We start from the raw sequence: 26,929 nt of genomic DNA on the forward strand, positions 1-26,929 counted from the left end.
GACAATGAACGGGTGGACCCGGCCACCGTCGGCGCCATCTGCCACAATACGCGCCCTTTTTGCCCGCAGCTTGTCGCCACGTGGCCAGATCCGGCAGACGCCTCGACCGTACTCCCTTCCAGACCGACATCCTCGACCTCAGCCATGACGGCCGCGGCGTTGCCCGCCGCGAAGGCGAGGGCGGCAAGGTCACCTTCATTTCCGGCGCCCTCCCCGGCGAGGTGGTGATCGCCGAGCCGAGCTCGCGCAGCCGCCATTTCGACGAAGCCCGCACGCTGGAAGTGCTGCAGGCCTCGCCCGACCGCGTCACGCCGCGCTGCCCGCATTTCGGCGTGTGCGCCGGCTGCGTGCTGCAGCACCTGGACGAGGGCCAGCAGATCGTCGCCAAGGAGCGCGTGCTGATGGACAACCTGCAGCGCATCGGCCATGTCACGCCCGAGCGCGTGCTGCCGGCGCTGGTCGGGGCCAACTGGGGCTACCGCCGCAAGGGCCGCTTCTCCGTGCGCCGGGTGGAGAAGAAGGACAAGACGCTGGTCGGCTTCCGCGAGCAGGACCCGCGCTTCGTGGCCGACCTGTCGGTCTGCTACACGGTCATCCCGCAGATCGGCGAGAAGATCACCGCGTTGTCGGCGCTGGTGGAAAGCCTGGACGGCAAGCGCGACATCCCGCAGATCGAGTTCATCGCCGGCGACGAGGCCGTCGCGCTGACCGTGCGCCACCTGCAACCGCTGACCGAGGCCGACCGGCAGGCGTTGGTCGCCTTCGCGCAGGCGCAGGACTTCGCCATCTTCCTGCAGCCCGGCGGTGTGGAATCGGTGCATCCGCTGTGGCCGGAAAGCGTGCCGTTGTCGTTCCGCCTGCCGCAGTGGGACGTGGAGCTGGCGTTCCGGCCGCTGGACTTCATCCAGGTCAACGCCACCCTCAACGAGAAGATGATCGACCACGCGCTGCGCCTGCTCGACGCGCAGCCGGAAGACCGCGTGCTGGACCTGTTCTGCGGCCTGGGCAACTTCACCCTGCCGCTGGCGCGTGGCGTGCGCGAGGTGGTCGGCGTGGAAGGCGATGCCGGCCTGGTGGCGCGCGCGAAGGAAAACGCCGTGCGCAACGGCCTGGAGAACGCCCAGTTCTTCGCCGCCGACCTCACCCAGGACCAGCGCCAGGCGCCGTGGATGCGCCAGGGTTTCGACAAGCTGCTGCTGGACCCGCCGCGCTCGGGCGCGATCGACGTGCTCAAGCAGCTGCCGCTGAAGAAGTTCGAGCGCATCGTGTACGTCAGCTGCCACCCCGGTTCGCTGGCGCGCGATGCCGGCTACCTGGTCAACGAGCAGGGGTTCAAGCTCAGGGCGGCCGGCGCGATGGACATGTTCCCGCACACCGCGCACGTGGAAAGCATCGCGCTGTTCGAACGCTGAGGAGACGGCCGTGGGCATCGAGATCGAGCGCAAGTTCCTGGTCACCGGCGACGGCTGGCGCGCGGCCGCGCACGCGGTGGTGCCGATGGCGCAGGGCTACATCAACGACGCCGCGGCGCTGGACAGCGGCGCGCAGAAGGCATCGGTGCGCGTGCGCATCCAGGGCGATGCGGCCTACCTCAACCTGAAGTCGCGCGAGCCCGGCCACACGCGGCAGGAATTCGATTACCCGATCCCGGTGGACGATGCGCGCGCTCTGCTGGCGCTGTGCGTGGGCGGCCTGGTGGACAAGCGCCGCCACCTGGTACGCCACGGCAACCACCTGTGGGAAGTGGACGAGTTCCTGGGCGAGAACGCCGGGCTGGTGGTGGCGGAGATCGAGCTGGACCACGCCGAGGAAGCATTCGCGCGGCCGGCGTGGCTGGGCGAGGAAGTCACCGACGACGTGCGCTACTACAACCTTGCACTGGCGGCGCATCCCTACGGGCGCTGGCCGCGCTGACCGCTTGCCGGCGCGCCTTGCGGATGGTTTTCGCCGACGGCCGCTCGCGCGCCTCGTGGGCGGGGCTTCAGCCCCCACCGCATGAATGCCATGCAGGTGCTGCCGGAATCCTGCGTTCGCGGCTGGAGCCGCTCCTGCAAGGGGCCATGCGACGCATCGTTGCAACTGCCTGCACACTCGCGGCGGTCGATCCCGGCATAGTGGCAGCCCACCTTCCCGCGGAGCGCGCCCATGCGCATCGACATCTGGTCCGACATCGTCTGCCCCTGGTGCTGGATCGGCAAACACCGCTTCCAGCGCGGCCTGGCGCTGATGGGCGCCGAGGCGCCCGACGTGGACATCCACTACCACGCCTTCCAGCTCGACCCCGACGCCGGCCCGGAGCCCGTGCCGCTGCGCGAGGCCTACCGCGCCAAGTTCGGGGGCGACGCCCGCACCGAGCAGATCCTCTCCCAGACCCAGCAGACCGGCCGCGCCGAAGGGCTGCCGTTCGATTTTGATCGCGGGCAGGTGCGCGCCAATACGCTCCAGGGCCATCGCCTGATGTGGCTGGCCGCGCAGGAAGGCGACGCCGACGCGGTGGCCGAGGCGTTGTTCCGCGCGCACTTCGCCGAGGGACGCAACCTGGCCGGTCCGGACACGCTGGTCGCCGCCGGCGCCGCGGGCGGGTTGGCCGAAGCGCGGGTACGCGCCTTCCTGGCCTCCGACGAAGGGCTGGCCGAGGTCGGCGCCCAACTGGCCGATGCGCAGCGGCTGGGCATCACCGCCGTGCCCAGCTTCGTGATCGACGGCCGCTACCTCATCCAGGGCGCCCAGCCGCCGGAGGCGATCGCCGAGATCCTCGGGCGCATCGCCGCCGAACAGGCCGCGCCGGCCGCCGCCCAGGGCGAGGGCTGCGGCCCGGACGGCTGCGAGGTCTGAAGCCGGCGCGCGCATCTGCGACAATGCGGCGGTGCGCCCTCCTGGCGCCCCTGTTTTGGAGGTCCACCCCGCATGCTCCTGATCGGCGTCGCCGGCACCGAACTCACCGCCCAAGAGCGCGCATGGCTGCAGCACGACGCCGTCGCCGGGGTGGTGCTGTTCAAGCGCAACTTCGCCTCGCGCGCGCAGGTGGCCGAGCTGTCGGCGGCGATCCGCACCGCCGCCCCGCGCCCGCAACTCATCTGCGTGGACCAGGAAGGCGGCCGCGTGCAGCGCTTCCGCGAGGGCTACACCGCGCTGCCGCCGCTGGCCGGCTTCGGCGCGCTGTACGCGCGCGAGCCGGACGCCGCGCTGGCGCTGGCCCGCGAGCACGCCTGGCTGATGGCCAGCGAGATCCGCGCCAGCGGCGTGGACCTCAGCTTCGCCCCGGTGGTGGACCTGGCCCGCGGCAACCGCGCCATCGGCGACCGCGCCTTCAGCGCCGACCCGCAAGTCGTGGCCGCGTTCACCCGCACCTACGTGGCGGCGATGCACGAGGCCGGCATGGCCGCCACGCTCAAGCATTTCCCCGGCCACGGCACCGTGCTGGAAGACACCCACGTGGACACCGCGATCGACGCGCGTTCGCTGGACGCCTTGCTCGCCGAAGACCTGGTGCCGTTCACCGCGGGCATCGCGGCCGGCGCCGACGCGGTGATGATGGCGCACGTGGTCTACCCGAAGATCGCCCCGGAGCCGGCCGGCTATTCGCCGCGCTGGATCCGCGACATCCTGCGCGGCGAGCTGGGCTTTCGCGGCGTCGTCTTCTCCGACGACATCGGCATGGCCGCCTCGTTCAGCGCCGGCGGCGTCAAGGCGCGCGTGGACGCGCACCTGGACGCCGGCTGCGACGTGGTGCTGGTCTGCCACCCGGAGCTGGTCGAGGAATCGCTGCAGGCCGTGGCCGGGCGCTCGCTCAACACCGCCGCGCTGCTGGGCCTGATCGGCCGCGGCGCGCTGGGCTGGGACGGCCTGCTGGCCGATGCCCGCCACCCCCACACCCAATCCCGTTTGCTGGAACAACTCGGAAAAACCGCCTGATGTCCAATCTCACCCTCCAACAGGCCGTGGCCCAGGCCGACGTGCTCGTCGACCGCCCGACCCTCGACGCCGCCATCGGCCGCATCGCCGACGCCATCGCCCGCGATTACCAGGGCGAAGTGCCGGTCTACCTGACCATCATGCACGGCGCGCTGCCGTTCGCCGGCCAGCTGGCGCTGGAACTGGGCGCGCGCGGCCAGGACCTGCAGTTCGACTACCTGCACGCCACCCGCTACCGCGGCGCCACCACCGGCGGCGAGCTGGTGTGGAAGCACCGCCCGGCCACCGCGCTGTTCGGCCGCCGCGTGCTGCTGGTGGACGACATCCTCGACGAGGGCTACACCCTGCAGGGCGTGCGCCAGTGGTGCCTGGAGCAGGGCGCCACCGACGTGCGCATCGCCGCGCTGGCGATCAAGCAGCACGACCGCTGCGTGCCCGGCGTGCAGGCCGACTATGCCGGCGTGGAAGTCGAGGACCGCTACGTGTTCGGCTTCGGCATGGACGTGGGCGAGCTGCACCGCGGCGCGCCGGCGATCTACGCGATGAAGGAATGACGGCGAGCGAACCCGAAAGGCCCCCCGCATGAACTCCCCCATCTCCCTGGCCGTCATCGGCGGCACCGGCGTCTACAAGCTCGCCCAGCTCGACGACGTGCAGACCCATGAAGTGTCCACCCGCTTCGGCAGCCCCTCCGGCCCGGTGCGCGTGGGCACGCTGCTCGGCCAGCGCGTGGCCTTCCTGGCCCGCCACGGCGAAGGCCATTCGCTGCCGCCGCACAAGATCAACTACCGCGCCAACCTTGCCGCGTTGCAGCAAATCGGCGCCCAGCGCGTGCTCGCGCTCAACACCGTGGGCGGCATCACCGAGGCCTACGGGCCGCGCGTGCTGGCCTGCCCGGACCAGCTGATCGACTACACCTGGGGCCGCATCTCCACCATTTGCGAGGAGGAGGGCAGCGAGGTGGTGCACGTGGACTTCGGCCATCCGTATTCGCCGCTGTTCCGCAGCAAGGTGCTGGCCGCCGCGCGGGTGACCGGCACCCGGCTGGTGGACGGCGGCTGCTACGGCGCCACGCAGGGCCCGCGGCTGGAAACCATCGCGGAAATCGCGCGGATGCGCCGCGACGGCTGCGACCTGGTCGGCATGACCGGCATGCCCGAGGCCGGCCTGGCGCGCGAGCTGGGGCTGGACTATGCCTGCCTGGCGATCGTGGCGAACTGGGCGGCCGGCTGCGGGGACGCCCAAGAGATCACCCTGGCCGAGGTCCTGGCCAACGTCGAGGCGGCCTCGGCCGGGCTTCCGGAACTGATTGGCGAACTTGCGCGAGGGTGATTGTCTTCGGGGCATAAGCTTTGCATACTCGGCGAGTGCCTCAGCCGCACACCACCCATTCAATTTTGCAAAGGTCTCGCATCACCATGCCGAACGGTACCGTCAAGTGGTTCAACGACGCCAAGGGATTTGGCTTCATTTCACCGGAGGACGGCAGCGCTGACGTCTTCGCGCACTTCTCCGCGATCAACTCCAAGGGCTTCCGCAGCCTGCAGGAAGGCCAGCGCGTCACGTACGACGTGACCCAGGGCCCGAAGGGTGCCCAGGCTTCCAACATCACGCCGGTCGGCTGATCCAGCCGGTCGTGCTTTGAAACCCCGCCTGCCGGCGGGGTTTTTTTTGCCCGCGGCCGGCCCTGCTCGCCGCCGCCGCGCGGATTCTTCTACGATGCGGGCATCGGAACGCACTGCATACGGACGATGACGGAGCACAAGCGAAGGATTGCGATCGTCGGCTACGGCACCGCTGGGCAGGCCATGGCGGTGTTGCTGCAGCGCGACGGCCACGAGGTGGAGGTCTTCGAGCAGGCCGCCGAGCCGGGCCCGGTCGGCGCCGGCTTCCTGCTCCAGCCCAGCGGCCTGCAAGTGCTGTGGCGCATGGGGTTGCTGGACGGCGTGCTCGCGCACGGCGCGCCGGTCCATCGGCTGTATGGCGACCTCCCCGGCGGCCGTGCGGTGATGGAGATGGCGTATCGCGACCTGGAACCGCGCCTGTTCGGCCTGGGCCTGCAGCGCGGTGCACTGTTCATGCTGCTGCGCGATGCATGGGAATCCCCGCGGCTGCATGCCGGCACGCGCATCGTGGCGGTGGATGCCGAGCGGGGCCGCGTCCAGGCGCAGGATGGCCGCTGGCACGACGGCTACGACCTGGTCGTCGCCGCCGATGGCGCCGCCTCCGTGCTGCGCGACCGGGTGGGCACGCCGCGGCTGGATCGTCCCTATCCGTGGGGCGCGCTGTGGTGCCTGGTGCCGCGCGGCGACTGGGCGCATGGCGACGAACTGCGCCAGCGCTACCAGGGCGCGCGCAAGATGATCGGCCTGCTGCCGGTCGGCACGCGGCCGGACGATCCGCAGCCGCGCATGAGTTTCTTCTGGAGCCTGCCGCGCGAGGACTTCGCGCGCTGGCGCGAGGCAGGCGTGGCGCCGTGGCTGGAGGAGATCGCCACGTTGTGGCCGCAAGCACGCGCCTGCCTGGCCGGTATCCACGCGCCGGCACAGCTGGCCACCGCCGCCTACCGCGACGCGGTGGCGCGCGAATGGCATTGGGGCCGCCTGGTACTGGCCGGCGATGCGGCGCACGCGATGAGCCCGCAGCTGGGGCAGGGCGTCAACATGGCGCTGCTCGACGCCTGGGCGCTGTGCCACGCGCTGCGCGTGGAAAGCTCGCTTGCGCGTGCGTTGCCGCTGTACCAGCGCGAGCGCCAGGCGCACGTGTCGATCTACCACTTCTGGAGCCGCTGGCTGACGCCGTTGTTCCAATCCGAGCGCGATGTCGCCGCGCGGCTGCGCGACGTGGCGCTGCGCCCGCTCGGCCGCGTGCCCGGTGGGCGCGGCCACATGCTGCGCGTGCTCAGCGGCACGCAGCACGGCTGGGTGGGTCAACTGGCGCTGGCGCCGGAATTCCTCGCCGCGCTGGCGCAACGCGCGCCGTCGGCGGCCGCGCCCGCGCCGGCCTGAATTTCAACGCGGCGCGGGCAGGGCGACGATGGCGTCGTCCACGCACACCGCCAGCTGCTCGCCCCGGCGCAAGGGCGCCACCACGCCCGCGCTGAAGTGCGAGAACGCCGGCAGCACGGTCACGCCGGGGCGCAGCCAGAAGGCGGGGAAGCGCCGCCCCACGCCGGGCAGTTCGCACAATGGATGCACATGGCCGCACAGCACGTGCCGGTCCGGTTCGGCGAGCGGGTCGTGGCGCAGCACGAAGGTCCCGTCGTCCACGCGTTCGCCGGCATCGCGCACGCGCAGGCGGTCGGCCTCCAGCGCGCGGTCGTGGTTGCCGCGGATCACCGCCACCTCCAGCGCGGCGTGGCGCAAGCGCCACTGCTGCCATTGCGTCAGCCAGGTCGCCTCGCGCAACGGGCCATGCAGCATGTCGCCGAGAATCCACAGCGTGCGCGCGGGATGGCGCGCGAGCAGCGCATCCAGGCGCGCGAGATCGTGCAGCGTGCCGCCCGCCGGCAGGCCGATGCCGGCGCGGCGGAACACGTCGCCCTTGCCCAGGTGCAGGTCGGCGATGAGCAGCGCGGCGCGCGCCGGGCGGTACATCGCGCGCGCGCCGAGCAGCACCACCGCTTCGCCACCGAGCGTGGTGTGCCACTCATGCGCCATGCCGGCGCTCCAGCTGCGCGGCCGCACGCATCACGCGCGCGCGCCAGTCCTCGGTGCTCAGCTGCCCGCGGCTGCGTTCGGCCCACAACGGGAACGAGAGCGGCGTGAGGCTGGCCGGCATGCACAGGCACAGCGTGCGTTGCGCGCAGTCTTCCAGCGTCGCCGCGAGGCGGCTCAGCTCCAGCTGGCCGGACAGCACTTCGCGTTCGGCCTGCTGCAGCAGCAGGTGGTCGGGATCGAAACGCCGCAGCACGTCGTGCAGCAGGCCGGCCGAGGCCTGCAACTGGCGTTGGCTGCGCGGCGTGCGGCCGGGCAGGGCGGGAATGAGCAGGCCGGACACGCGCGCGATCTCGCGGAACTGCCGGCGGGCCAGCTCGGCGAGGTTGAGGCTTTCGCGCAGGTCCTCGAACAGGCCTTGCGGCGCGAGCAGCGCACGCAGCAGCGCCTCGTCCGGCACCACGTCCTGCGCGGGCGAGAGCACCAGGCCGTAGTCGTTGCACGCGTAGTCGAAGCTGTTGGCTTGCCGGCGGCCCCAGCGCAGCGCCAGCAACGCGGCCAGGCCTTCGTGCACCTGCCGGCCGGCGAACGGATACAGGAACAGATGCCCGCCCTCGCGCGTGCGGATGTGCTCCACCAGCAGCCGGCCCGGGCCGGGCGACGCCGACAGGCGCGCCTGCAGCCGCAGCAGCGGCGCGAGCGCGCGCAGTTCCGGGGTGTCGTCCGGCGCGCCGAGCACGGCCTCCATCTCGCGGCCGAGCGTGCCCGACAGCGGCAGGCGGCCGCCCATCCAGCGCGGCACGCTGCCATCGCCGCCCTTGGCGATGCGCACGTAGGCGGTCATGTCCTCCAGCCGCACGAGTTCGAGCAGGCGGCCGGCGAACTGGAAACGGTCGCCGCGGCGCAGGCGGCCGACGAACTGTTCCTCCACCGAGCCCAGGTCGCCGCCGCGCAGGAAACGCACGCGCACGCTGCCATCGCTGGTGATGGTGCCGATGGACAGACGGTGGCGCAGCGCGACGCGGCGGTCGACGACGCGGTAGACGCCGTCCTCGTCGCGCACCACCTTGTGGAAATCCGGATAGCTCGCCAGCGCCGCGCCGCCCTGCACGATGAAGTCGAGCACGCCCTGCCAGTGCGCCACATCGAGCATGGCGAAGGCGTCGGTGCCGCGCACCTCGGCGAACAACGCCTCGGCGCGGAAGCCGCCGCCCAGCGCGCAGCTCACGCAGTGTTGCGCGAGCACGTCCAGGCATAGCCGCGGGGGCGGGCGCGATTCGATCTCGCCATGCGCCAGCGCCCGCCGCGCGGCTGCGTATTCGGCCAGTTCCAGCGCGTGCGTGGGCACGCAGATGACGTGGCCGGATTCGCCGGGCCGGTGCCGCGCGCGGCCGCCGCGTTGCAGCAGGCGGGCCACGCCTTTCGGGCTGCCCAGCTGGAGCACCTGGTCCACGGCGGGGAAATCCACGCCCAGGTCCAGGCTGGACGTGGCGACCACGCAGCGCAGCGTGCCTTCGCGCAACCCGGTTTCGGCCGCGCCACGCAGTGCGGGGTCGAGCGAGCCGTGGTGCAGCGCCAGCGTGGACAGCGCCTCCGGCCACACCGCCGAGAGGGCCTGGTGCCACAGTTCGGCCTGCGCGCGGGTGTTGGTGAACAGCAGGCTGGTGCGGGCGGACATCAGCGCTTCCAGCACGCGCGGCAGTTGCGCCAGGCCGAGGTGGCCCGCCCATGGAAAGCGTTCGCCATGCGCGGGCAGCAAGGTTTCCAGCGTCAGGCGCCGGGGCCGCGCGCCGCTGACGATGGCCGCCTGCGGTTGCCCGGGCAGCAGGACGTCGCGCGCTTGCGCCAGGTTGCCCAGCGTAGCCGACAGGCCCCACACGCGCAGCGCGGGCGCCAGGGCGCGCAAGCGCGCCAGGCCCAGTTGCAACAACACGCCGCGCTTGTTGCCGAGCAGTTCGTGCCATTCGTCGACCACGACGCACTGCAACGTTTGCAGGCGCTCGGCGCTGTCGGGGTAGGACAGCAGCAACGCCAGCGATTCGGGCGTGGTGACCAGCGCATCCACCTGGCCGGCGCGGGCCATGCGCTTGTCGCGCGCGCTGGCATCGCCGGTGCGCAGGCCCACCTGCCAATCCAGCCCGAGCTCGGCGCAGGGCTCGCGCAGTGCGCGCGCGGTATCGGTGGCCAGGGCGCGCAGCGGCGTCACCCACAACAGGCGCAGCGGGCGCGCCGCGCCACGCTTGGTTCGCGCCGGCGTGGGCGCGGCGAGTGCCTGCATGATGGGCCCGCCCAGCGCGGCGAGCGTCTTGCCGCTGCCGGTGGGCGTGTGCAGTAGGCCGGATTCGCCCGCGAGGTAGCGGCGCCACACCTCGCGCTGGAAAGGCAGCGGCCGCCAGCCGCGCTGCGCGAACCACGCGCGCCAGCGGCGCGACGCCTCCGCCACGCTCATCGCGCCAGGGCCTGCAATGCCGCCAGGGCGTCGGCGTCGGCCGGGCGCTTGTCGTGGCGCCAGCGCAGGATGCGCGGGAAGCGCACCGCGATCCCGGACTTGTGCCGGCGGCTGGCGTTCACCGCTTCAAAGCCCAGCTCGAAGACCTGTTCGTGCGTCACCGCGCGCACCGGGCCGAAGCGTTCGGTGGTGTGCGCGCGGATCCAGCGGTCCAGGTCGAGGATCTCGCGATCGTCCAGGCCGGAATAGGCCTTGGCCACCGGCACCAGTTCGCCCTCATGCCACAGGCCGAAGGTGTAGTCGGTGTAGAGCGTGCTGCGCCGCCCATGCCCGGCCTGCGCATAGAGCAGCACCGCATCGATGGTGAGCGGGTCGATCTTCCATTTCCACCAATCGCCACGGCGGCGGCCGGTGCGGTAGGGCGAATCGGCGCGCTTGAGCATCAACCCTTCCACGCCGCGCCCGCGCGACTGCGCGCGTTGCGCGGCGGCCGCTTCCCAATCCTCGGCGAGGACGCGCGGCGAGGCGACCAGGTGCGCATCGTCCAACGCGGCCAGCACCTCTTCCAGAAGCGCGCGACGTTCGCTCAGCGGGCGCTCGCGCAGATCCTCGCCCGCCAGTTCGAGCAGGTCGTAGGCCACCAACCGCGCCGGCGCGTCGGCCAGCGTCTTGGGCCCGGGGCGCAGCCGTGCGATGCGCGTCTGCAAGGCGGCGAACGGCAACGGCTGCGGCTCGCCCTGGCGCCAGGCCAGCAGTTCGCCGTCGATGACCGTGCCCACCGGCAGCGCGGCGGCCGCGCGTTCGATCTCCGGAAAGCGGCCATCCAGCCGTTCCTCGCCGCGCGACCACAGCGCGATGTCCTCGCCACGGCGGATCAGCTGCAGGCGGATGCCATCCCACTTCCATTCCAGCAGCCAGTGCGCGATATCGCCCAGCGCGGCCGGCTCGCCTTCCAGCGGCGAGGCCAGGAAGAACGGGTAGGGCTGCTGGCGGTCGGTCTCCAGCTCCTCGGTGCTGAGTAGGCCGGCCAGGAAATCCGGGCTCGGCCGCCACGCACCAAGCATGCGCTGGGCGATGCGCGCGATGTCCACGCCCGACAGCTCGGCCAGCGCCTGCTGCACCAGCCGCTGCGAGACGCCCACGCGCAGCGAGCCGGTCAGCAGCTTGTTGAACACCAGGCGCTGGTCGAAATCCAGCGTGCGCCATGCGTGTTCGACCACTTCGCGGCGCTGCGCCGGCGCCGTGTTGGCGATCGGCAACAGGCGCTGCTCGATCCACGCTGACAACGGCACGTCCTCGGCCGCCGTGGCGGGATCGTCGAGCAGCAGCGCCAGTGTCTCGGCCAGGTCGCCGACATGGTCGTAGCTGTCCGCCACCAGCCAGTCGTCGATGCCGGCCAGCGGCACGATCCATTCGCGCAGTTCGGTGCTGCTGGCGATGCGCGTGCGCGCGCCGGCGATCTTGCCGCCACTGAGCAGGTACAGCGCCCACGCCGCGTCGGCCGGCGGCGCGTCGCGGAAATACGCGACCAAGGCCGCGCGCTTGTCGCCGGTGCCGGTGCTGCGGTCCAGCTCGCGGTACAGGGCGGCGAAGCGTTTCAAGCGCCCGGGCCTGCGCTGCGGCGCAACGCCAACGCTTGCAGGGTAAAGCCGGCCAGGTGCGGCGTGGGCACCGGCGCGCAACGCAGGCGGAAGCCCAGCGCGGCGCGGCGGAACACCTTGCCGCCGGCGAGGGGATGGCACGGGCGCGAACGTGGGCGGAACACGGGTGGTCGGTTCATGTCTCTTCCCCATAGGCGGTACGGAAGGCTTCGGCGGCCACGTCGTGCTCGCGCAGGTGGCGCACCAGCGCGTCGGTGTTGCCGTGCGTGGCGATGATCCGTTGCGCGCCGGTCTGCGCGATGGTGTGCAGCAGCGCGGGCCAGTCGGCGTGGTCGGAGATCACGAAGCCGCGGTCGTAGTTGCGGCGGCGGCGATTGCCGCGCAGGCGCATCCAGCCGGAGGCGAAGCCTTGCTGCGCACGGCGGAAACGGCGCAGCCACGCGCTGCCCGCGGCCGAGGGCGGTGCCAGCACCAGGCGGCCGGCTGTGTCCTGCCCGCGCGGCTGCTCGGACACCGGCTCGGTCTCCACCATCGCGATGCCCGCGCCGCGGTACACCTCCACACCGGCGGCCACCGCGCCGTGCAGCAGCACCGGCGGTTCGCCGCGCCCATCCAGTTCGGCCAGTACGCGCTGCGCCTTGCCCAGCGCGTAGCAGTACAGCACTGCGGTTTCGCCGCGTTCGGCGCAGGCATGGCGCCAGGTCACGATGTCGTCCACCACGGTGGCGGTATCCGGCCAGCGATAGACGGGCAGGGCGAAGGTCGCCTCGGTGATGAACACGTCGCATGCGACCGGCTCGAAGGCGTCGCACGTAGGATCGGGCTGGCGCTTGTAGTCGCCGGAGGCGACCCATACCTGCCCGCCCACCTCGATGCGCACCTGCGCCGAGCCCAGCACGTGCCCGGCCGGATGCAGCGATACCTTGGCGCGACCCAGCGCGAACGCTTCGCCCGGTGCGTGCACGTGGTAGTCCTGTTCGCCCAGGCGCCAGCGCAGCACCGGCAGGCAGCTGTCCAGGCAGTCGTAGCGGCCCATGCCGGCGCGCGCATGGTCGCCGTGCCCGTGGGTGATCACCGCGCGCGGCACCGGCCGCCAGGGGTCGATATGAAAATCGCCCGCCGGGCAGTACAGCCCTTCGGGTCGCATCACCACCAGGTCGCGCAGGTCGTCCATGGGCCCACTGTGGCGGCGCGGGCGTGGAGGCGGCGAGAATCCGCGCCCGCCACGGCATGCGCCACAATGGGCTTCGTTCGCCGTGGGAGTGACGCCATGCAATCGCCGGCCGTGCCTTCGTTCGAAACCCATGTCGTGGAGAACCAGCCACCCCCGTTCGCGCCGCGCGACCTGTGGGGCGACGACGTGGCGCTGCGCGAGGCGGTGGCGCGCGAGGGCGGCGGGGGTTTCCTGCCGGTGCTGGCCTCGTATGGCGCGCTGGCGGGAGACACGCTTTACCAACTCGGCTTCGAGGCCAATCGCGACCGGCCGCGCCTGCGCACGCACGACGCGCACGGCCACCGCATCGACCTGGTGGAGTTCCACCCGGCGTACCACCAGCTGATGGACCTGGCCAAGCAGGGCGGCGTGGCCGGACTGTCGTGGCATGCGTCCACGCCCGGCGGCCACGTGGCGCGCGCGGCGCTCAGCTACCTGCACCACCAGGCCGACGCCGGCACCAGCTGCCCGCTCACGATGACCCACGCCGGCGTCGCCGTGCTGCGGCAATCGTCCGCCTTCGACGCCTGGACCCAGCGCGCCGCCGCGCCGGCCTACGATCCGGCCGACATCCCCATTGCCGCCAAGGGCGGCATCACGTTGGGCATGGGCATGACCGAAAAGCAGGGCGGCTCGGACGTGCGCGCCAACGCCACCGTCGCCACGCCGCTCGCCGGCGAAGGCGAGTACGCGCTGGTTGGGCACAAGTGGTTCTTCTCCGCGCCGATGTCCGATGGCTTCCTGGTGCTGGCGCAGGCGCCCGGCGGGCTGACCTGCCTGCTGATGCCGCGCCGCCTGGACGATGGCCGGCGCAACGCCTTCCGGTTGATGCGCCTGAAGGACAAGCTCGGCGACTGGTCCAACGCCTCCAGCGAGGTGGAGTTCTGCGGCGCGTGGGCCCTGCGCATCGGCGAGGAAGGGCGTGGCGTGGCCTCGATCATCCCGATGGTGATGATGACCCGCCTGGATTGCATGCTCGGCGCCGCGGCGGAAATGCGCATGGCGCTGGCGCAGGCGCTGCACCACGCGCGGCACCGGCGCAGCTTCGGCAAGCGGCTGGTCGAGCACCCGCTGATGGGCAACGTGCTGGCCGACCTGGCAATCGAAAGCGAAGCGGCCACCACGCTGGCGCTGCGCGTGGCGCGCGCGGTGGATCGCGCCGGGCACGATGCCGGCGAGGCCGCGCTCGCGCGCATCGCCACCGCACTGGGGAAGTACTGGCTGTGCCGGCGCGCGCCGGCATTCGTCAACGAAGCGCAGGAGTGTTTGGGTGGCGCGGGCTATATCGAGGAATCGATGCTGCCGCGGCTCTACCGGCAGGCGCCGCTCAATTCGATCTGGGAAGGCAGCGGCAACATCCAGTGCCTGGATGTGCTGCGCGCGTTGGCACGCGACCCGGCGTGCGGACACGCGCTCTTGCGTGAGCTGGAGCAGGTGGAAGTGGCGCCGCCGGCATACGCCGCGGCGGTCCAGCACCTGCGCGACGTGCTGGCGCGTGGCGCCAGCGAGTTCGACGCACGCAGCGTGGTAGAGCGCTGCGCGCTGGTGCTGCAGGCGGCACTGCTGCTGCGCGCCGGCAGCCCGGCCGCGGACGCCTTCGTCGCCTCGCGGCTGGATGGCCGCCATGGCCTGGCCTTCGGCACGCTGCCCGATGCCACGCCGGTGGACGGCCTGCTGGCGCGCGCGCTGCCCTGAGGCAACGCGCGCGACAGGTCAGTGCTTGGCCTGCTCGTCCTGCGCGGCGCGGTCGGCCTTGTCGGCCATCTCGCGTGCCTTGTCGGCCGTATTCTGCGCGGCATCGGCGGTGGCGTTGGCGGCATCGGCGGCGGCGTCGCGGGTCGCATCGCCGGCCTGGTGCGCGGCGGCGCGGGCATCCTGCGCGGCGTCGCGCGCGGCCGCAGCGGCCTGGTCCGAGGCGGTGCGCGCCTTGTCGGCGGCGCGGTCCAGGGCCTGGTCGGTGGCCGCGGCAGCGTTGTCGGCCGCTGAGGCGGCATCGCGCTTGGCCTGCTCGGCCTGCGGGCCCTGGCAAGCGGTCAGGGTGAGCAGCAGCGCGGCGCTGGCGGCGAGAGAAAGGTGCAGACGCATCGGAACTTCCCTTTTGGTGAGTGACGGGAGGCCGAGCTTAGAGCGATGGCGGTGCAGCGCAACGTGAATCCGGCATCGGTTGCATGCCGGCGCGCGGGCAAAAAAAAGCCGCCGGTTACCCGGCGGCTCTTTGGACTTGCCAGATGCTAAGAAGTGATTACTTCTTGGCTTCTTCGGCGGCGTCCTTGGCCTGGTCGGCGGTGTCTTCCGCAGCCTTGGCGGTGTCGGCAGCCTTGTCGGCAGCGGCATCGGTGGTGGCGGCGGTCGCGGCCTGAGCAGCGTCGGCAGCGGTGTCGGCGGCGGTCGCGGCGGTGTCAGCGGCGGCCTGGGCAGCGTCGGCGGTCTGGGCGCCGGCGGCAGCAGCCTGGTCGGCGGCAGCCTGGGCGTCGGTGGCGGCTTCGTTGGCCGAAGCGGCGGCGTCCTGCGCCTGTTCCGGCTTCGAGCAGGCGGCCAGGGCCAGGCCCAGGGCCATCGCGATCAGCAGCTTGTTGATGCTCATTAGTGTCAATCCTCGTCGTTAGTTAGGCAACGCGCTATTGCGCGCCCCCAACATGATGACAAGCCCAAGACCGGTGTCAAGCACACCCGCATTCATCTTTTACGGGAGGGTGTGAATTCCAATCAAATCAATTCGATGGCAATGGCCGTCGCCTCTCCGCCGCCGATGCACAGAGTAGCGATGCCACGCTTGCCGCCGCGCTTGCGCAACGCGTTCACCAACGTCACCACCAAGCGCGCGCCGGAGGCACCGATCGGATGGCCGAGCGCGCACGCACCGCCATTCACGTTGACCTTCGCCGGGTCCAGGCCGAGCTGCTTGATCGGCGCCATCGCCACCACGGCGAAGGCTTCGTTGATCTCGAACAGGTCCACGTCCTCCAGCTTCCAGCCGGTCTGCGCGACCAGCTTTTCGATCGCGGCGATCGGCGCGGTGGTGAACCACTCCGGCGCCTGCGAGAAGGTCGCGTGGCCGACGACGCGCGCCAGCGGCTTCACGCCGCGGCGTTCGGCTTCCTCGGCGCTTAGCAGCACGGTGGCGGCCGCGCCATCGGAGATGCTGGACGAGCTGGCGGCGGTGACGGTGCCGTCCTTCTTGAAGGCGGGCTTCAAGGTCGGGATGCGGCTGATGTCGGACTTGCCCGGCTGTTCGTCCTCGGCGTACTCCACCTCGCCCTTGCGGCCAGCGACCTTCACCGGAACGATTTCCCCGTCGAACGCGCCGGATGCCTGCGCGGCTTGCGCGCGCTGCACCGACTGGATCGCGTAGGCGTCCTGCTCCTCGCGGGTGAAGCCGAATTTCTCCGCGGCCTGCTCGCCGAACACGCCCATCGCCTGGCCGTCGTAGGGGTTGGTCAGGCCATCCCACGCCATGTGGTCCACCGCCTGGAAGTTGCCGTAGCGGTTGCCGGTGCGCGAGTGGGGGATCATGTGCGGCGCGTTGCTCATCGATTCCATGCCGCCGGCCACCACGATGCTGGCCGAGCCGGCCTTGATGAGATCGTGGCCGAGCATGATCGCCTTCATGCCCGAGCCGCAGACCTTGTTGATGGTGGTGGCGCCGGTGGCCTGCGGAATGCCCGCGGCCAGCGCGGCCTGGCGTGCCGGCGCCTGGCCCAGGTTGGCCGGCAGCACGCAGCCCATGATGACCTCCGAAACGTCCGCGGCCGGGATGCCGGCCTGCGCAAGCGCGGCGGCCATGGCGGTGGCGCCGAGCGTGGGCGAGGGCACGCCGTTGAACTGGCCGAGGAACGAGCCGATGGCGGTGCGCTGGGCGGCGGCGATGACGATGTCGGTCATGGGACGGGTACCTGATGAAGTGCGGCGATTATCGGCGCGCGCCGCCATGCGCGCCAGCGTGCCGCCCCCGTGTGCCCATCCGTGCCATGCGTGGAGACATTCGGCCGGGGATGACGTATAGAGGGCCCGGGGGATGGCCCCGCATCAAGGGACGATGGGGATGAACAAAGCGGTACTGGCGAAGACCACGCTGCTGGCTTCGGCGTTGGCGGTGGCATTGACGGCATGCGGCGGGGGCGGCGGGGGCGGCAATACGCGCTCGGACGCGCCGCCCACGGCGCCGCCGGTCAGCCCGCCGCCGGTCTCGCCGCCGCCGCCGCCGCCGCCGACTTCTCCGCCGCCGCCGCAACCGGCGATCAACGCGCACCTGTCGTTGATCCACGCGCTGGACGCGGCGCCCAATGGCTACGACGGTACCGGCGTGCGCATCGGCGTGATCGACAGCGGCGTCAATCGCAACCACCCGGCGTTGCAGGGCCGTGTCGTGGCCAACTTCACCTACCTGGACCCGCGCACCAACAACCTGGCCGTGGACGACGTGGTCGGGCATGGCACGACGGTCGCGCAGCTGGCGGCGGGCAAGGCGTTCGGCAACTGGCCCGGCGGCGTGGCGCCGGGCGCGCAGATCGTCTCGGCGCGGATCATCGCCGACAAGGAGCCGCAGGACGATGGCTCGGGCCAGGGCAACGAGGTGCACGGCGCGCTCGGCCTGGCCCCGATCCACGACGACCTGATCGCGCAGGGCGTGAAGATCATGAACAACTCGTGGGGCGGCCTGTACTGGACCGACCCCAATGCCACCGCGCCGATCGCCGCCGAGTACCGGCCTTTCATCCAGGCCAATGGCGGGCTGGTGGTGTTCGCGGCGGGCAACGAATCGCAGGCCAACCCTTCGGACATGGCCGCGCTGCCCAGCCAGCCCGGCCCGAACGGCACGCGTCCGGCGGCCGACCTGGAAAAAGGCTGGTTGACCGTGGCCGCGCTGGATACCTCCACGCCCACCCGGCTGGAGGGGTACTCCAACGCCTGCGGCGTGGCGATGCACTACTGCCTGGTGGCGCCGGGCACGGTGATATTCACCGGCACCAACGACACGGCGGGCAACCCGACCTACTGGTACGGCAGCGGTACGTCCTACGCCGCGCCGCTGGTGTCCGGCGCGGCGGCGGTGGTGTGGCAGCACTTTCCCAACTTCACCAACGACCTGGTGCGGCAGACGCTGCTCGGCACGGCCACCGACCTGGGCGCGCCCGGCGTGGATGCCGTGTTCGGCTGGGGCCTGCTCAACGTGGAAAAGGCGCTGCGTGGCCCGGCGCGTTTCGACTGGGGTGACGTGGACGTGACGCTGCAGGCCAGTGGCGCGCAGGCCTGGTGGAACGACATCAGCGGCGCCGGTGGGCTGACGGTGCGCGGCAACGGCGACACCAGCGCAGCCGGCAGCGGTTCGGGCCCGTACCTGTTGCTGAAGGGCCGCAACACCTTCAGCGGCGACCTGCATGTCACCGACGGCGCCATCGTCTCGGTGGACGAGGCGTTGGCGGCCAACGTGCGCGTGGATGCCGGTTCCCGGCTGTACGTATGGCAGACCGTCATGGGCGGCACGGTCACCAACGATGGCGTGCTGCAATTCAATTCCACCACCTACGACGCCGACAAGCCGGACACCGTCTTCCAGAAGGACGTGCTCAACAACGGCACCCTGATCGACGTGGGCAGCCCGCGCGGCTACCTGGGCGCGAACTACACGCAAAGCGCGACCGGCGAGCTGTACGTGTTCCTCGGCGCCGATCCCTTCCACGTAAAAGGCACGGCCAGCCTGGATGGCCGGCTGATGATCTACGACGTCAAGCAGGGCTACATCGCGCGCTACCACACCGAGGTACTGGTGGCCGAGGGCGGCGTGCACGGGCAGTTCGCCGAGTTGACGTACAACGCGGCGAAACTGGCCTTGCTCGACGCCAACATCGGCTACGGGCCGACCAGCGTGTGGCTCGACGTGAACCGTGTGGACGTGGTGGTCGCGGCGCAGACGCTGGGCGTGCTGTCGGCCGCCTCGCTCAATTCGGCCACGCGCGTGGAGGGCGCTTTCCAGCGCATCGAGGCCGGCGCGGGCGAGGGGGTCGTGGTGCAGGCCAGCGGCGTCAGCGGCGATGCGGTGCAAGGCGCGGCGCGGATCCAGCAGGTCGCCGGCGCCGGCGCGCTGCAGGCCACGCTGGATAGCCTGTCCGGGAAACTCCACGCCATCGCGGGCACCTCGACCTTCGACGGCATCGACCAGAACCGTCGCGCGCTGGCCACGCATTTCGACCAGTTGCTGTCGCGCGATATCGCGGCCGGTGCGTGGATGCGCGAAACCGGCGGCCTGGGGCAGTCGCGCAGCGCCGGTGCCTACGACCTGCGCGGGTGGATGGTCGGGCAGGACGCGCGTATCGGGGACGGCGTGGTGGGTTATGCCTTCGGCGAGAACCGTGCCTTCAGCCAGCTGGCCGAGTTCGGCGATCGCGGGCGCGACCGCCAGACCCAGGCGCAGGTGTACGGTGGCTGGTCGCGCGGCGGCTTCTATGCGCTGGGCCAGTTGGGCGCCGGCCATTACACGCGCGATCTCGATCGCCACCTGCTGCTGGGCGACAGTTGGTTCGGTGCGGCCAGCCGCTACGACGGGCAGTTCTCCAGCGCCGGCTTCGAAGGCGGTTTCCGCTTCGGCCTGGGCGCGCATGCGCAGCTGACGCCCTACGCGGGCCTGCAGTACGCCAGCGTCCAGACGCCTGCGTTCGCCGAGCAAGGCGGGCTGGGCTACGGGCTGCGCAGCGACGGCGGCACGACCACGCGCACGCAGGCCATCGGGGGCGTGCGCGCGGGATTCGCGAAGGCCGCGTGGGAATGGAATGCCTACGCCGAATGGCAGCAGCCGCTCAGCCAGCAGGGCGACACGCTGCAGGCCAGCTTCACCGGCGTGGAGGCCTGGGCGCCGCTGCAGGTGCTGGACGATGGCTCGGCCACGCTGTTCGGGCTGTCGGCCCATGCGCAGCTGTCGGCCCGCGCGCGGATGTCGCTGGCCTACGACCAGCGCATCGGCAGCCAGCCGGCGAGCGCCTGGTCGCTGCGCTACGCCTTCGGTTTCTGACCGGGATCGCGCCGCGCCGGCCTCGCGCCGGCGCGGTGGACAGCCTCAGCGCTCGTTGCGCAGCTTGTTGATGAAGCGCGGCGCGGTGCGGCCGAGCGGCAGCTTGAGCTTGCCGATCGCGCTGATGCGCGCCTGCGCCATGCGGTCGGCGGCCTGCTGCGGCGGGATGTTCTCCTGCGCCGACAGCGCGAAGACCTTTTCCAGGTTGTGGTAGATGCTGCGGATCAACCGCATCGCGCGCTCGCGGTTGTAGCCGTCGATCTCCAGCGACACGTTCATCACGCCGCCGGCGTTGACCACGTAGTCCGGCGCGTAGAGGATGCCGCGGCGATGCAGTTCCTCGCCAGTGGCCGTATCGGCCAGCTGGTTGTTGGCGGTGCCGCAGATGATCTTGGCCTTCAGGCGCGGCAGCGTTTCCTGGTTGATGGCTCCTTCCAGCGCGCAGGGGGCGAACACGTCGGCGGCCACGTCGTAGATTTCGTCCGGCTTGACTGCCTCGGCGCCGTACTCGCTCACCGCGCGCTCGACCAGCGCGTTGTCCAGGTCGGTGACGATCAGCTTGGCGCCGCGCTCCTTGAGCAGCTTCACCAGCTCCATGCCGATATGGCCCAGGCCCTGGATGGCGATGCTGGCCTTGCTCACTTCTTCGTGGCCGAGCTTGCGGTTGAGCGAGGCCATCAGCGCCTGCAGCGCGCCGTAGGCGGTGAACGGCGCCGGGTCGCCCGAGCCGCCATGGGCCTGGTGCACGCCGGTGACGTACTCGCTCTCCAGGTAGATCTGCTCCATGTCGTTGACGTCGGTGCCCACGTCCTCGGAGGTGATGTAGCGCCCGCCCAGCGATTCGACGAAGCGGCCGAATGCGCGGAACAGCACCTCGGTCTTGTCCACCTTGGGGTCGCCGATGATCACCGCCTTGCCGCCGCCCACGTTCAGGCCGGCCAGCGCGTTCTTGTAGGTCATCGTGCGGCTGAGCCGCAGCGCGTCGTTGATCGCCGCCTCGCTGTTGGGATAGGGGCGCATGCGCACGCCTCCCAGCGCCGGCCCGAGCACGGTGCTGTGCAGGGCGATGATCGCGCGCAGGCCGGCGTCCTTGTCGTGGCAGAAGACGACCTGTTCGTGGCCGCTGGTATCGAGCGTTTCAAAAAGCATGGGGGTGGGCTCCGAGGGCGGACGCGAACGCGTGCGGCGGCCGAAACTTTTGCCTGTGGCAGGGGCGAAAACGAAAAAGCGACGATGGCGGATGGAATCCTCAGCGTCGCTGCGGCGCATTCTAGACCACCCCGGCGCATTCATGCAGGGCCGCCGGGGGGCGCCTGGCCGGGCCACCCCCGCCGAGGGGAAGCGTATGCGTATTTCTACGTTGGCCGGCTAGGTAAGCCTACGCTGGAGGGCGGGGCGGGGCCGGTTCGACAATCCGGGGCGAGGCGGCCACGCCGGCCGCGCACCTTCGGAGCCCTCATGCGCCTGCCCCTGGTCCGCTCGCTGAGCCTATGCCTGTTGCTGGCGGGCCTTCCGGCGCTGGCGGTGGAACCGCCGCCGCCGCCCGCCGCGCCGGCCATCGACGCCCGGCCATTCCCGCGCGAGTTCACCGTGCAGGGCACGCGGTTCAGCCTCCACGAGCCGCAGTACGACCGCTGGGAGGACGACCGCCTGGAGGGCCGCCTGGCGATGTCGGTGGACAACGGCACGCACACCGGCGCGGACGGCAAGCCGCAGGCCGTGCACGACTACGGTGTCGTGACCTTCCACGCGCGCACGCAGATCGACAAGGCGGCCCGCGCGGTGGTGCTGACCGACATCGTGCTCGACGACGCGCGCTTTCCCACCGCCACGGCGCAGCAGGCGCACTACCTCGAGCTGGCGCGCACGCTGTTGCGCGACAAGCGCACGCTCACCGTCTCGCTGGACCAGCTCGAAGCGGCGCTGGCGATCCAGGCCGCGCGCACCGCGGCGCGCTCGCTGCCGGTGCGCAACGATGCGCCCGACATCGTCTTCAGCACCGGGCCCGCCCTGCTGGTGCTGGTCGATGGCGCCCCCGTGCTCAAGCCCACCGGCGTGGCGGGCGTGCAGCGCGTGGCCAACACGCGCTCCCTGCTGCTCGCGCAGGGCGGCCGCTACTACACCCGCATTGGCGGCCACTGGGCGGCCGCGCCAGCGCTGGACGGGCCCTGGGCCGCGCAGGCGAGCGTTGACCCGGCGCTGGCCAAGGCGGCCGATGCGGCGGTCGCGGCGCGCCAGGTGGATGCGCTGGACAAGCCGCCGCCGGCCCTGCAGCAGGCGCTGGCCGCCGGGCAACTGCCGCAGGTGCAGGTGCGCACGCATCCGGCCGAACTGATCACCACGCAGGGCGAGCCCCGCTTCGCGCCGATCGCCGGCACGCAGTTGAGCTTCATCGACAACACCGGCGCGGACGTCTTCGTCGATGCCGCGCAGGACCACGCCTGGTACGTGCTGGTCTCCGGCCGCTGGTTCACCGCGTCCGGTACGCAGGGGCCATGGCATTTCGTGGCGGCCGACCGGCTGCCCGCCGACTTCGCGAAGATCCCGCCCGACAGCCCCAAGAGCGGCGTGTTGGCTTCGATCCCGGGTACGCCGGAATCGAAGGAGGCGCTGATCGCCAACAGCATTCCGCAGACGGCCACCGTGGATCGCCGCCAGGCCAGCCTGCGCGTGCCCTACGATGGCGCCCCGCAGTTCAAGCCGATCGCGGGCACCGCGTTGCAGTACGCCTGGAACACGCCGGTGCCGGTGATCCGCGTGGCGGCCGACAGCTACTTCGCGGTCGACAAGGGCATCTGGTTCCAGGCGGCCGCGGCCACCGGGCCATGGCGCGTCGCCACGGCCGTGCCGGCGGTGATCTACACCATTCCCACCAGCGCCCCGCTGCACTACGTCACCTACGTGCGCGTCTACGGCAGCAGCGCGGACACGGTCCATGTCGGCTACACGCCCGGCTACTACGGCACGGTGGTCAGCGACGGGGTGGTGGTCTACGGCACAGGCTATCCGTGCACGCCCTGGGTGGGCGCCTACTGGTACGGCTGCCCGGCCACCTACGGCATGGGCGTGTACTTCGGGTGGAACGCCTGGGTCGGCTGGACCTTCGGCTGGGGCTGGGGCTGGTACGACGGCTGGTATGGCCCCTATGACCCATGGTGGGGGCCCTGGTGGGGCCCGGCATATCCGTGGGGCTACTGGGGCGGCGGCGCCGCGGCCTGGAACGTGTACGGCCACTGGGGCAACGCCGCCGTGCGCGGCACCGCGGCGGCGTGGGCCGACCCGTGGACGGGCAACTACGGGCGCGCCGCGCGTGGCGGTTACTACAACGCCGCCACCGGCGGGCGCGGCGTGGGCCGCGCCGGCATCAACACCAATGCCTATACCGGCACCACCACCGCCGGCGCGCAGGGACTGCGCTACAACCCGCAAACCGGGCGCGTGGTGGCCGGCGTGGGCGGCGCGGCGGTGAATCCGTATACGGGCCGCGGCGTGGCGGGCGGCGAGCGCACCACGATCGACCCGCGCACCGGGCGGGTGACCCAGCGCGCCGGTGCGGCAGGCGTGGGGCCGAACGGCGCGGCCGGTGCCGGCGCGTTCGACAGCCAGGGCGCGCGCGGCGACGCACGCGGTGCCGGCGGCTTCCACTACAACGCCGACACCGGCACGTTGCACCACGGCGGCGTGGTGGACATCAACGACAACGTCTACGCCGGGCACGACGGGCAGGTCTACCACTACGACAACGGCCAATGGAACGCCGTGACGCGCCCGGACGGCGGCGCGCAGCGCAGCGGCGAGCGCGGCGACCTGGACCGTGACCGCCTCGCCCGCGAGCGCGCCAACCAGCGCATCTCCGGCCAGCCCGCGCACGACTTCCAGCGGCCGGCCGGCGCGATGCAGCGCCCGGTGGGTGGATTCCGCCCGGGCCTGGGCGCACGGCCGATGGGCGGCTTCCGCCGGCGTTGAGCGCGGCGGGTCGCGATCGGGTGCGCCGAGCGGGAAATAGGCGCGGCACGGCCGCGCCTCGTGCACGGCGCGCCCGAAGGACGGGCGCGCCAGCAGGCGCTGCCGATAGGCCCGCACGCAGGCGCGAAACGCGCGCCGACGGCATGCGTCCTATCGGCATGGAACAGGAACCGCGCCGCCGCGCAGTCGGCCCGGCTGAAGTCGGCGCCGGCCGCCCAGGTGCGTCCGGCCAGGTGTTCCTCCGATACGACGCGCGCCGCGGATCGACACTCACGCCGCCTGCGCGCCGCATTCACCGCCGTCCGACGCGCCGCTGCCTATCTTGCGCGACGTGGGCGCTCCGGCGCCGCACCTTTTTATCCGGAGAATCGCATGATCAAGTGGGCCATCATCTTCGCCGTCATCGGCATCATCGCCGGCGTGCTCGGCTTCGGCGGGCTGGCCGGTGCCTCCATGGGCATCGCCAAGTTCCTGTTCTGGGCGGGCATCATCATTGCGGTGATCCTGTTCCTGGTGGGCATGTCCATCGCCAAGAAGGTGTAAACCTGGCCCCCGGCGCGCGCGCCGCACGCGCCGGGGGTGACGCGACCTTCACGATCCCGGCCCTAGGCTTGCCGCGGGTCAGGAGGGGTCGTCTGTGGAAGCTACCGTGTTGGACGCGCAGGCCGGCGTAACGCCGGGCCGCGAGGCCGGGTTGGAGGACGAGACCCGGCAACTGGCCCTGCTCATCCGCAGCGTCAACGACTACGCGATCTACATGCTCGACCCGCAGGGCTACATCCGCTCCTGGAACCCAGGGGGCGAGCGCATCAAGGGCTACGCCGAGGCGGAGATCGTCGGCAGCCATTTCTCCCGCTTCTTCACGCCCGAGGACATCGCCACCCGCCTGCCGCATCGTGCGCTGGACGCCGCGCGCAAGCAGGGCAAGTTCGAAGGCGAGGGCTGGCGGGTGCGCAAGGACGGCACGCGCTTCTGGGCCAGCGTGGTCATTGACCCGATCTGGCGCGACGGTGAGCTGATCGGCTTTGCCAAGGTCACCCGTGACGTCACCGAGCGCCACCAGGCGCAGCTGCGGCTGCAGGAAGCGCAGGCGCAACTGGCGCAAGCGCAGAAGAACGAGGCGGTGGGCAAGCTCACCCTCGGCCTGGCGCACGATTTCAACAACCTGCTGGCGGTGATGGTCAACTGCCTGGAGCTGATCGACCTGCGCCCGGGCGCCGATGCCCGCACCCACGAACTCGTGGCGGTCGCGCAACGCGCGGCGGACCGCGGCACCTTGCTGACCCGCCAGTTGCTGAGCTTCGGCTGCGGGCACCCGATGGCGATGGAGCGGCGCCCGCTGGACGCGCTGCTGCAGGCGTCCATGGAGCTGTACCGCCGCGCCTGCGGCGGCCACCTCAGCTTCCATGACGAGCTGGGCCAGACCGGCATCGTCGACGTGGACTGCGGCCAGCTGGAAGCGGCAATCCTCAACCTCATCGTCAACGCGCGCGATGCCTGCCGCGACGGGGGTTCGGTGCGCCTGCGCAGTTCGATCTGGGAAGGGCGTTCGCCCTATGCACCGGATCAACCCCCGCGCGCCTACGCGCGCATCGAGGTCGCCGACAGCGGCCCGGGCATGGAAGCCGAGGTCGCCGCGCGCGCCTTCGAACCGTTCTTCACCACCAAGACCGTCGGGCAGGGCAGTGGCCTGGGGTTGAGCCAGGTATTCGGCTTTGCCACCCAGTCCGGCGGATTTGCCATCATCACCAGCGAGCCGGGGCGCGGTTGCATCGTCGCCCTGTGCCTGCCGCTGGTCACGGAGCAAGCGCATGTCCAATGAACCCCTCGTGCTTCTGGTAGAAGACAACGAAAGCCTGCGCGAACTCATGCGCGACGCCTTGCCGGACTTCGGTTATCGCGTGGTCACCGTGGGGGACGGGCGCGAAGCGCTGGCGCTGCTGGAAAGCGGCGAGCAGTTCGATTTCGTCTTCAGCGACGTAAGCATGCCCAACGGCGTGTCTGGCATCGAACTGGCCGAGCACAGCGCGCGCCTGCAACCGGACGCGCGCGTGATCCTGTCTTCCGGCTATGCGCGCGCGCAGCTGCCGCCGCTGCCGGAGAACGTCACCTTCCTGCCCAAGCCCTACCGCCTGCCGCAGCTGCTGGGCATGCTGGAGAACACGCAGGCGGTGGCGCGCTGAGCCTCACGGCGAGGCGTGCAGGGCCAGGTTGAGCTGGTCGATGGTCTCGATCCAGTCCGCGTCGTCGATGCGCTCCTCGCGCAGCAGCGCGGCCTGGGACGCATTCCAGAACGGCGCCTCTTCCAGGCGCATTGCATCGGGCAGCGGCGCGTGGTCGGCGATGAACTGGCGGATGCTGGCCTCGTCGGAAGGCAGGCCCAGCTGGGCGAACAGTTCGGCGAACGGGTGGACAGGCTGTTCCATGGGGTTCCTTACTGGTGGGGCCGCATGCGGCAGGGGCCCGAATCCTAGCCTGAACAGTTGTTGCGCGGCGTGTGCAGACGCTTGCCCGCGCGTGATCGCGCACCCATGTACCGGAAATAGAGGCAGACGGGAGAACATCATGGCGACTGGATGGGCCGGCGACGGCGCCGTGCAGGACCAGATCGACGCCACGGTCGATGACGCGATCAAGCGCGCGCGCAGCCAGCTTCCGCAAGGGCCGGGCAGCGAGCGCTGCGAGGAGTGCGACGCCCCGATCCCCGAGGCCCGGCGCAAGGCCGTGCCCGGCGTGCGCCTGTGCGTGGCGTGCCAGCAAGCCCACGACGAAGAAGAAGGCGCGTTCAGCGGCTACAACCGGCGGGGCAGCAAGGACAGCCAGCTGCGCTGAGTGTCTGCGGGCTTGGGCCCAAAGTGGGCTTCGCTTACGTTGGGCCCCTCCACACTCGCCCAGTCCCGCGCCTTAACGAAGGGCGATTTTCTTCATCAAGCTCCCAGGGCTTCTCTCGCGTTCGAGGGTGGCGCGGCCGCGGCGTAAGCCACTCCCACAGAGTGGGCGGTATTGCTTCAGGAGCGTCGGGTGGGCTTCGTGGGGCTGGCGCGGTGGGCCCTTTCGGGACCGTAGGCGACATGGATGTCGCCTACGAGCCTCCATGGATGGATTCACGGCGTGTCCCGAAAG

Annotated in this window: 25 protein-coding genes and 1 pseudogene; 15 read left to right on the plus strand and 11 right to left on the minus strand. The window is 71.3% G+C overall.

The window, feature by feature from the left end; genetic code table 11:
* Positions 1 to 80: 80 nt before the first annotated feature.
* The 8 genes from rlmD (at position 81) to P6166_RS06650 (ending at position 6,923) form a co-directional block, all read left to right on the plus strand.
* Positions 81 to 1,412, plus strand: coding sequence for a 23S rRNA (uracil(1939)-C(5))-methyltransferase RlmD (rlmD, locus tag P6166_RS06615; RefSeq protein WP_277763679.1), 1,332 nt, complete (start codon positions 81 to 83; stop codon positions 1,410 to 1,412).
* Positions 1,413 to 1,422: 10 nt separating this feature from the next.
* A complete protein-coding gene (locus P6166_RS06620; RefSeq protein ID WP_277763680.1) occupies positions 1,423 to 1,914 on the plus strand; it encodes a CYTH domain-containing protein in 492 nt (163 codons plus the stop codon).
* A 231-nt stretch (positions 1,915 to 2,145) separates the two neighbouring features.
* Complete coding sequence (locus P6166_RS06625; protein WP_277763681.1) at positions 2,146 to 2,835, plus strand: DsbA family oxidoreductase; 690 nt, start codon at positions 2,146 to 2,148, stop codon at positions 2,833 to 2,835.
* 72 nt (positions 2,836 to 2,907) lie between these two features.
* Positions 2,908 to 3,915, plus strand: coding sequence for a beta-N-acetylhexosaminidase (gene nagZ / locus P6166_RS06630; RefSeq protein ID WP_277763682.1), 1,008 nt, complete (start codon positions 2,908 to 2,910; stop codon positions 3,913 to 3,915).
* Entirely contained in the window at positions 3,915 to 4,469 is a 555-nt protein-coding gene (locus P6166_RS06635; protein WP_277763683.1) for a hypoxanthine-guanine phosphoribosyltransferase, read from the plus strand. The genes nagZ and P6166_RS06635 overlap by 1 nt, the downstream gene beginning before the upstream one ends.
* A 28-nt stretch (positions 4,470 to 4,497) precedes the next feature.
* Positions 4,498 to 5,247, plus strand: coding sequence for an S-methyl-5'-thioinosine phosphorylase (locus P6166_RS06640; RefSeq protein WP_277763684.1), 750 nt, complete (start codon positions 4,498 to 4,500; stop codon positions 5,245 to 5,247).
* An 86-nt stretch (positions 5,248 to 5,333) separates the two neighbouring features.
* Positions 5,334 to 5,540: a cold-shock protein gene (locus P6166_RS06645; protein ID WP_130317859.1), complete on the plus strand. Its 207-nt coding sequence runs from the start codon at positions 5,334 to 5,336 to the stop codon at positions 5,538 to 5,540.
* A gap of 126 nt (positions 5,541 to 5,666) precedes the next feature.
* Positions 5,667 to 6,923 carry an NAD(P)/FAD-dependent oxidoreductase gene (locus P6166_RS06650; protein WP_277763685.1) on the plus strand — a complete coding sequence of 419 codons (1,257 nt, stop codon included), beginning with the start codon at positions 5,667 to 5,669 and terminating at the stop codon, positions 6,921 to 6,923.
* Positions 6,924 to 6,926: 3 nt separating this feature from the next.
* On the opposite strand, the gene pdeM is transcribed toward P6166_RS06650, so the two are convergent.
* Genes pdeM through P6166_RS06675 form a run of 5 tightly spaced genes read right to left on the minus strand, consistent with a single transcriptional unit; the run spans position 6,927 to position 12,795 of the window.
* Positions 6,927 to 7,574, minus strand: a complete 648-nt coding sequence (pdeM, locus tag P6166_RS06655; RefSeq protein ID WP_277763686.1) for a ligase-associated DNA damage response endonuclease PdeM — start codon at positions 7,572 to 7,574, stop codon at positions 6,927 to 6,929.
* The gene (locus tag P6166_RS06660) at positions 7,564 to 10,020 is read right to left on the minus strand and encodes a ligase-associated DNA damage response DEXH box helicase (protein ID WP_277763687.1); all 2,457 of its coding nucleotides are present in this window, start codon (positions 10,018 to 10,020) and stop codon (positions 7,564 to 7,566) included. The genes pdeM and P6166_RS06660 overlap by 11 nt, the downstream gene beginning before the upstream one ends.
* Positions 10,017 to 11,621: an ATP-dependent DNA ligase gene (locus P6166_RS06665; protein ID WP_277763688.1), complete on the minus strand. Its 1,605-nt coding sequence runs from the start codon at positions 11,619 to 11,621 to the stop codon at positions 10,017 to 10,019. The genes P6166_RS06660 and P6166_RS06665 overlap by 4 nt, the downstream gene beginning before the upstream one ends.
* A complete protein-coding gene (locus P6166_RS06670; RefSeq protein WP_277763689.1) occupies positions 11,618 to 11,800 on the minus strand; it encodes a hypothetical protein in 183 nt (60 codons plus the stop codon). Before P6166_RS06670 ends, P6166_RS06665 begins: the two co-directional genes overlap by 4 nt.
* Positions 11,797 to 12,795: a ligase-associated DNA damage response exonuclease gene (locus tag P6166_RS06675; protein ID WP_277763690.1), complete on the minus strand. Its 999-nt coding sequence runs from the start codon at positions 12,793 to 12,795 to the stop codon at positions 11,797 to 11,799. Before P6166_RS06675 ends, P6166_RS06670 begins: the two co-directional genes overlap by 4 nt.
* Before the next feature lie 96 nt (positions 12,796 to 12,891).
* Between P6166_RS06675 and P6166_RS06680 the strand changes: the two genes are divergently transcribed.
* Positions 12,892 to 14,529 carry an acyl-CoA dehydrogenase family protein gene (locus tag P6166_RS06680; RefSeq protein WP_277763691.1) on the plus strand — a complete coding sequence of 546 codons (1,638 nt, stop codon included), beginning with the start codon at positions 12,892 to 12,894 and terminating at the stop codon, positions 14,527 to 14,529.
* Positions 14,530 to 14,547: 18 nt separating this feature from the next.
* On the opposite strand, the gene P6166_RS06685 is transcribed toward P6166_RS06680, so the two are convergent.
* From P6166_RS06685 to P6166_RS06695, 3 genes are all read right to left on the minus strand, one after another.
* The gene (locus tag P6166_RS06685) at positions 14,548 to 14,919 is read right to left on the minus strand and encodes a hypothetical protein (protein ID WP_277763692.1); all 372 of its coding nucleotides are present in this window, start codon (positions 14,917 to 14,919) and stop codon (positions 14,548 to 14,550) included.
* 157 nt (positions 14,920 to 15,076) lie between these two features.
* Entirely contained in the window at positions 15,077 to 15,418 is a 342-nt protein-coding gene (locus P6166_RS06690) for a hypothetical protein (protein ID WP_277763693.1), read from the minus strand.
* Between the two features lie 122 nt (positions 15,419 to 15,540).
* Complete coding sequence (locus tag P6166_RS06695; protein ID WP_277763694.1) at positions 15,541 to 16,716, minus strand: thiolase family protein; 1,176 nt, start codon at positions 16,714 to 16,716, stop codon at positions 15,541 to 15,543.
* Positions 16,717 to 16,876: 160 nt separating this feature from the next.
* Here P6166_RS06695 and P6166_RS06700 point away from each other — a divergent pair, with 160 nt between their 5' ends.
* Positions 16,877 to 19,840, plus strand: a complete 2,964-nt coding sequence (locus P6166_RS06700; protein WP_277763695.1) for an autotransporter serine protease — start codon at positions 16,877 to 16,879, stop codon at positions 19,838 to 19,840.
* A 45-nt stretch (positions 19,841 to 19,885) separates the two neighbouring features.
* Here the strand turns inward: P6166_RS06700 and P6166_RS06705 are convergent, their stop codons facing one another.
* Positions 19,886 to 20,989, minus strand: a complete 1,104-nt coding sequence (locus P6166_RS06705; protein ID WP_277763696.1) for a Glu/Leu/Phe/Val dehydrogenase dimerization domain-containing protein — start codon at positions 20,987 to 20,989, stop codon at positions 19,886 to 19,888.
* A gap of 309 nt (positions 20,990 to 21,298) precedes the next feature.
* Between P6166_RS06705 and P6166_RS06710 the strand changes: the two genes are divergently transcribed.
* Positions 21,299 to 23,806: a hypothetical protein gene (locus P6166_RS06710; protein WP_277763697.1), complete on the plus strand. Its 2,508-nt coding sequence runs from the start codon at positions 21,299 to 21,301 to the stop codon at positions 23,804 to 23,806.
* A 9-nt stretch (positions 23,807 to 23,815) separates the two neighbouring features.
* Here the strand turns inward: P6166_RS06710 and P6166_RS17355 are convergent.
* Positions 23,816 to 24,048: pseudogene (locus tag P6166_RS17355) on the minus strand (glutathione binding-like protein); the annotation flags it as partial.
* A 130-nt stretch (positions 24,049 to 24,178) separates the two neighbouring features.
* Here P6166_RS17355 and P6166_RS06715 point away from each other — a divergent pair.
* The 3 genes from P6166_RS06715 (at position 24,179) to P6166_RS06725 (ending at position 25,989) form a co-directional block, all read left to right on the plus strand.
* Positions 24,179 to 24,349: a DUF1328 domain-containing protein gene (locus P6166_RS06715; protein ID WP_081418233.1), complete on the plus strand. Its 171-nt coding sequence runs from the start codon at positions 24,179 to 24,181 to the stop codon at positions 24,347 to 24,349.
* Positions 24,350 to 24,500: 151 nt separating this feature from the next.
* Entirely contained in the window at positions 24,501 to 25,628 is a 1,128-nt protein-coding gene (locus P6166_RS06720; protein ID WP_277763711.1) for a PAS domain-containing sensor histidine kinase, read from the plus strand.
* On the plus strand, positions 25,618 to 25,989 hold the full coding sequence (locus tag P6166_RS06725) for a response regulator (RefSeq protein WP_277763698.1): 372 nt from the start codon (positions 25,618 to 25,620) through the stop codon (positions 25,987 to 25,989). Before P6166_RS06720 ends, P6166_RS06725 begins: the two co-directional genes overlap by 11 nt.
* Before the next feature lie 3 nt (positions 25,990 to 25,992).
* Here P6166_RS06725 and P6166_RS06730 read toward each other — a convergent pair whose 3' ends face one another.
* Entirely contained in the window at positions 25,993 to 26,232 is a 240-nt protein-coding gene (locus tag P6166_RS06730) for a DUF2789 domain-containing protein (RefSeq protein WP_277763699.1), read from the minus strand.
* 139 nt (positions 26,233 to 26,371) lie between these two features.
* On the opposite strand from P6166_RS06730, the gene P6166_RS06735 reads away from it, so the two are divergent.
* Positions 26,372 to 26,638 (plus strand): DksA/TraR family C4-type zinc finger protein, encoded by a 267-nt coding sequence (locus P6166_RS06735; protein WP_130317876.1) that lies wholly within the window; start codon positions 26,372 to 26,374, stop codon positions 26,636 to 26,638.
* Positions 26,639 to 26,929: the final 291 nt, after the last annotated feature.

The organism is Stenotrophomonas sp. HITSZ_GD (assembly GCF_029543105.1).
Taxonomy (GTDB): Bacteria; Pseudomonadota; Gammaproteobacteria; order Xanthomonadales; family Xanthomonadaceae; genus Stenotrophomonas_A.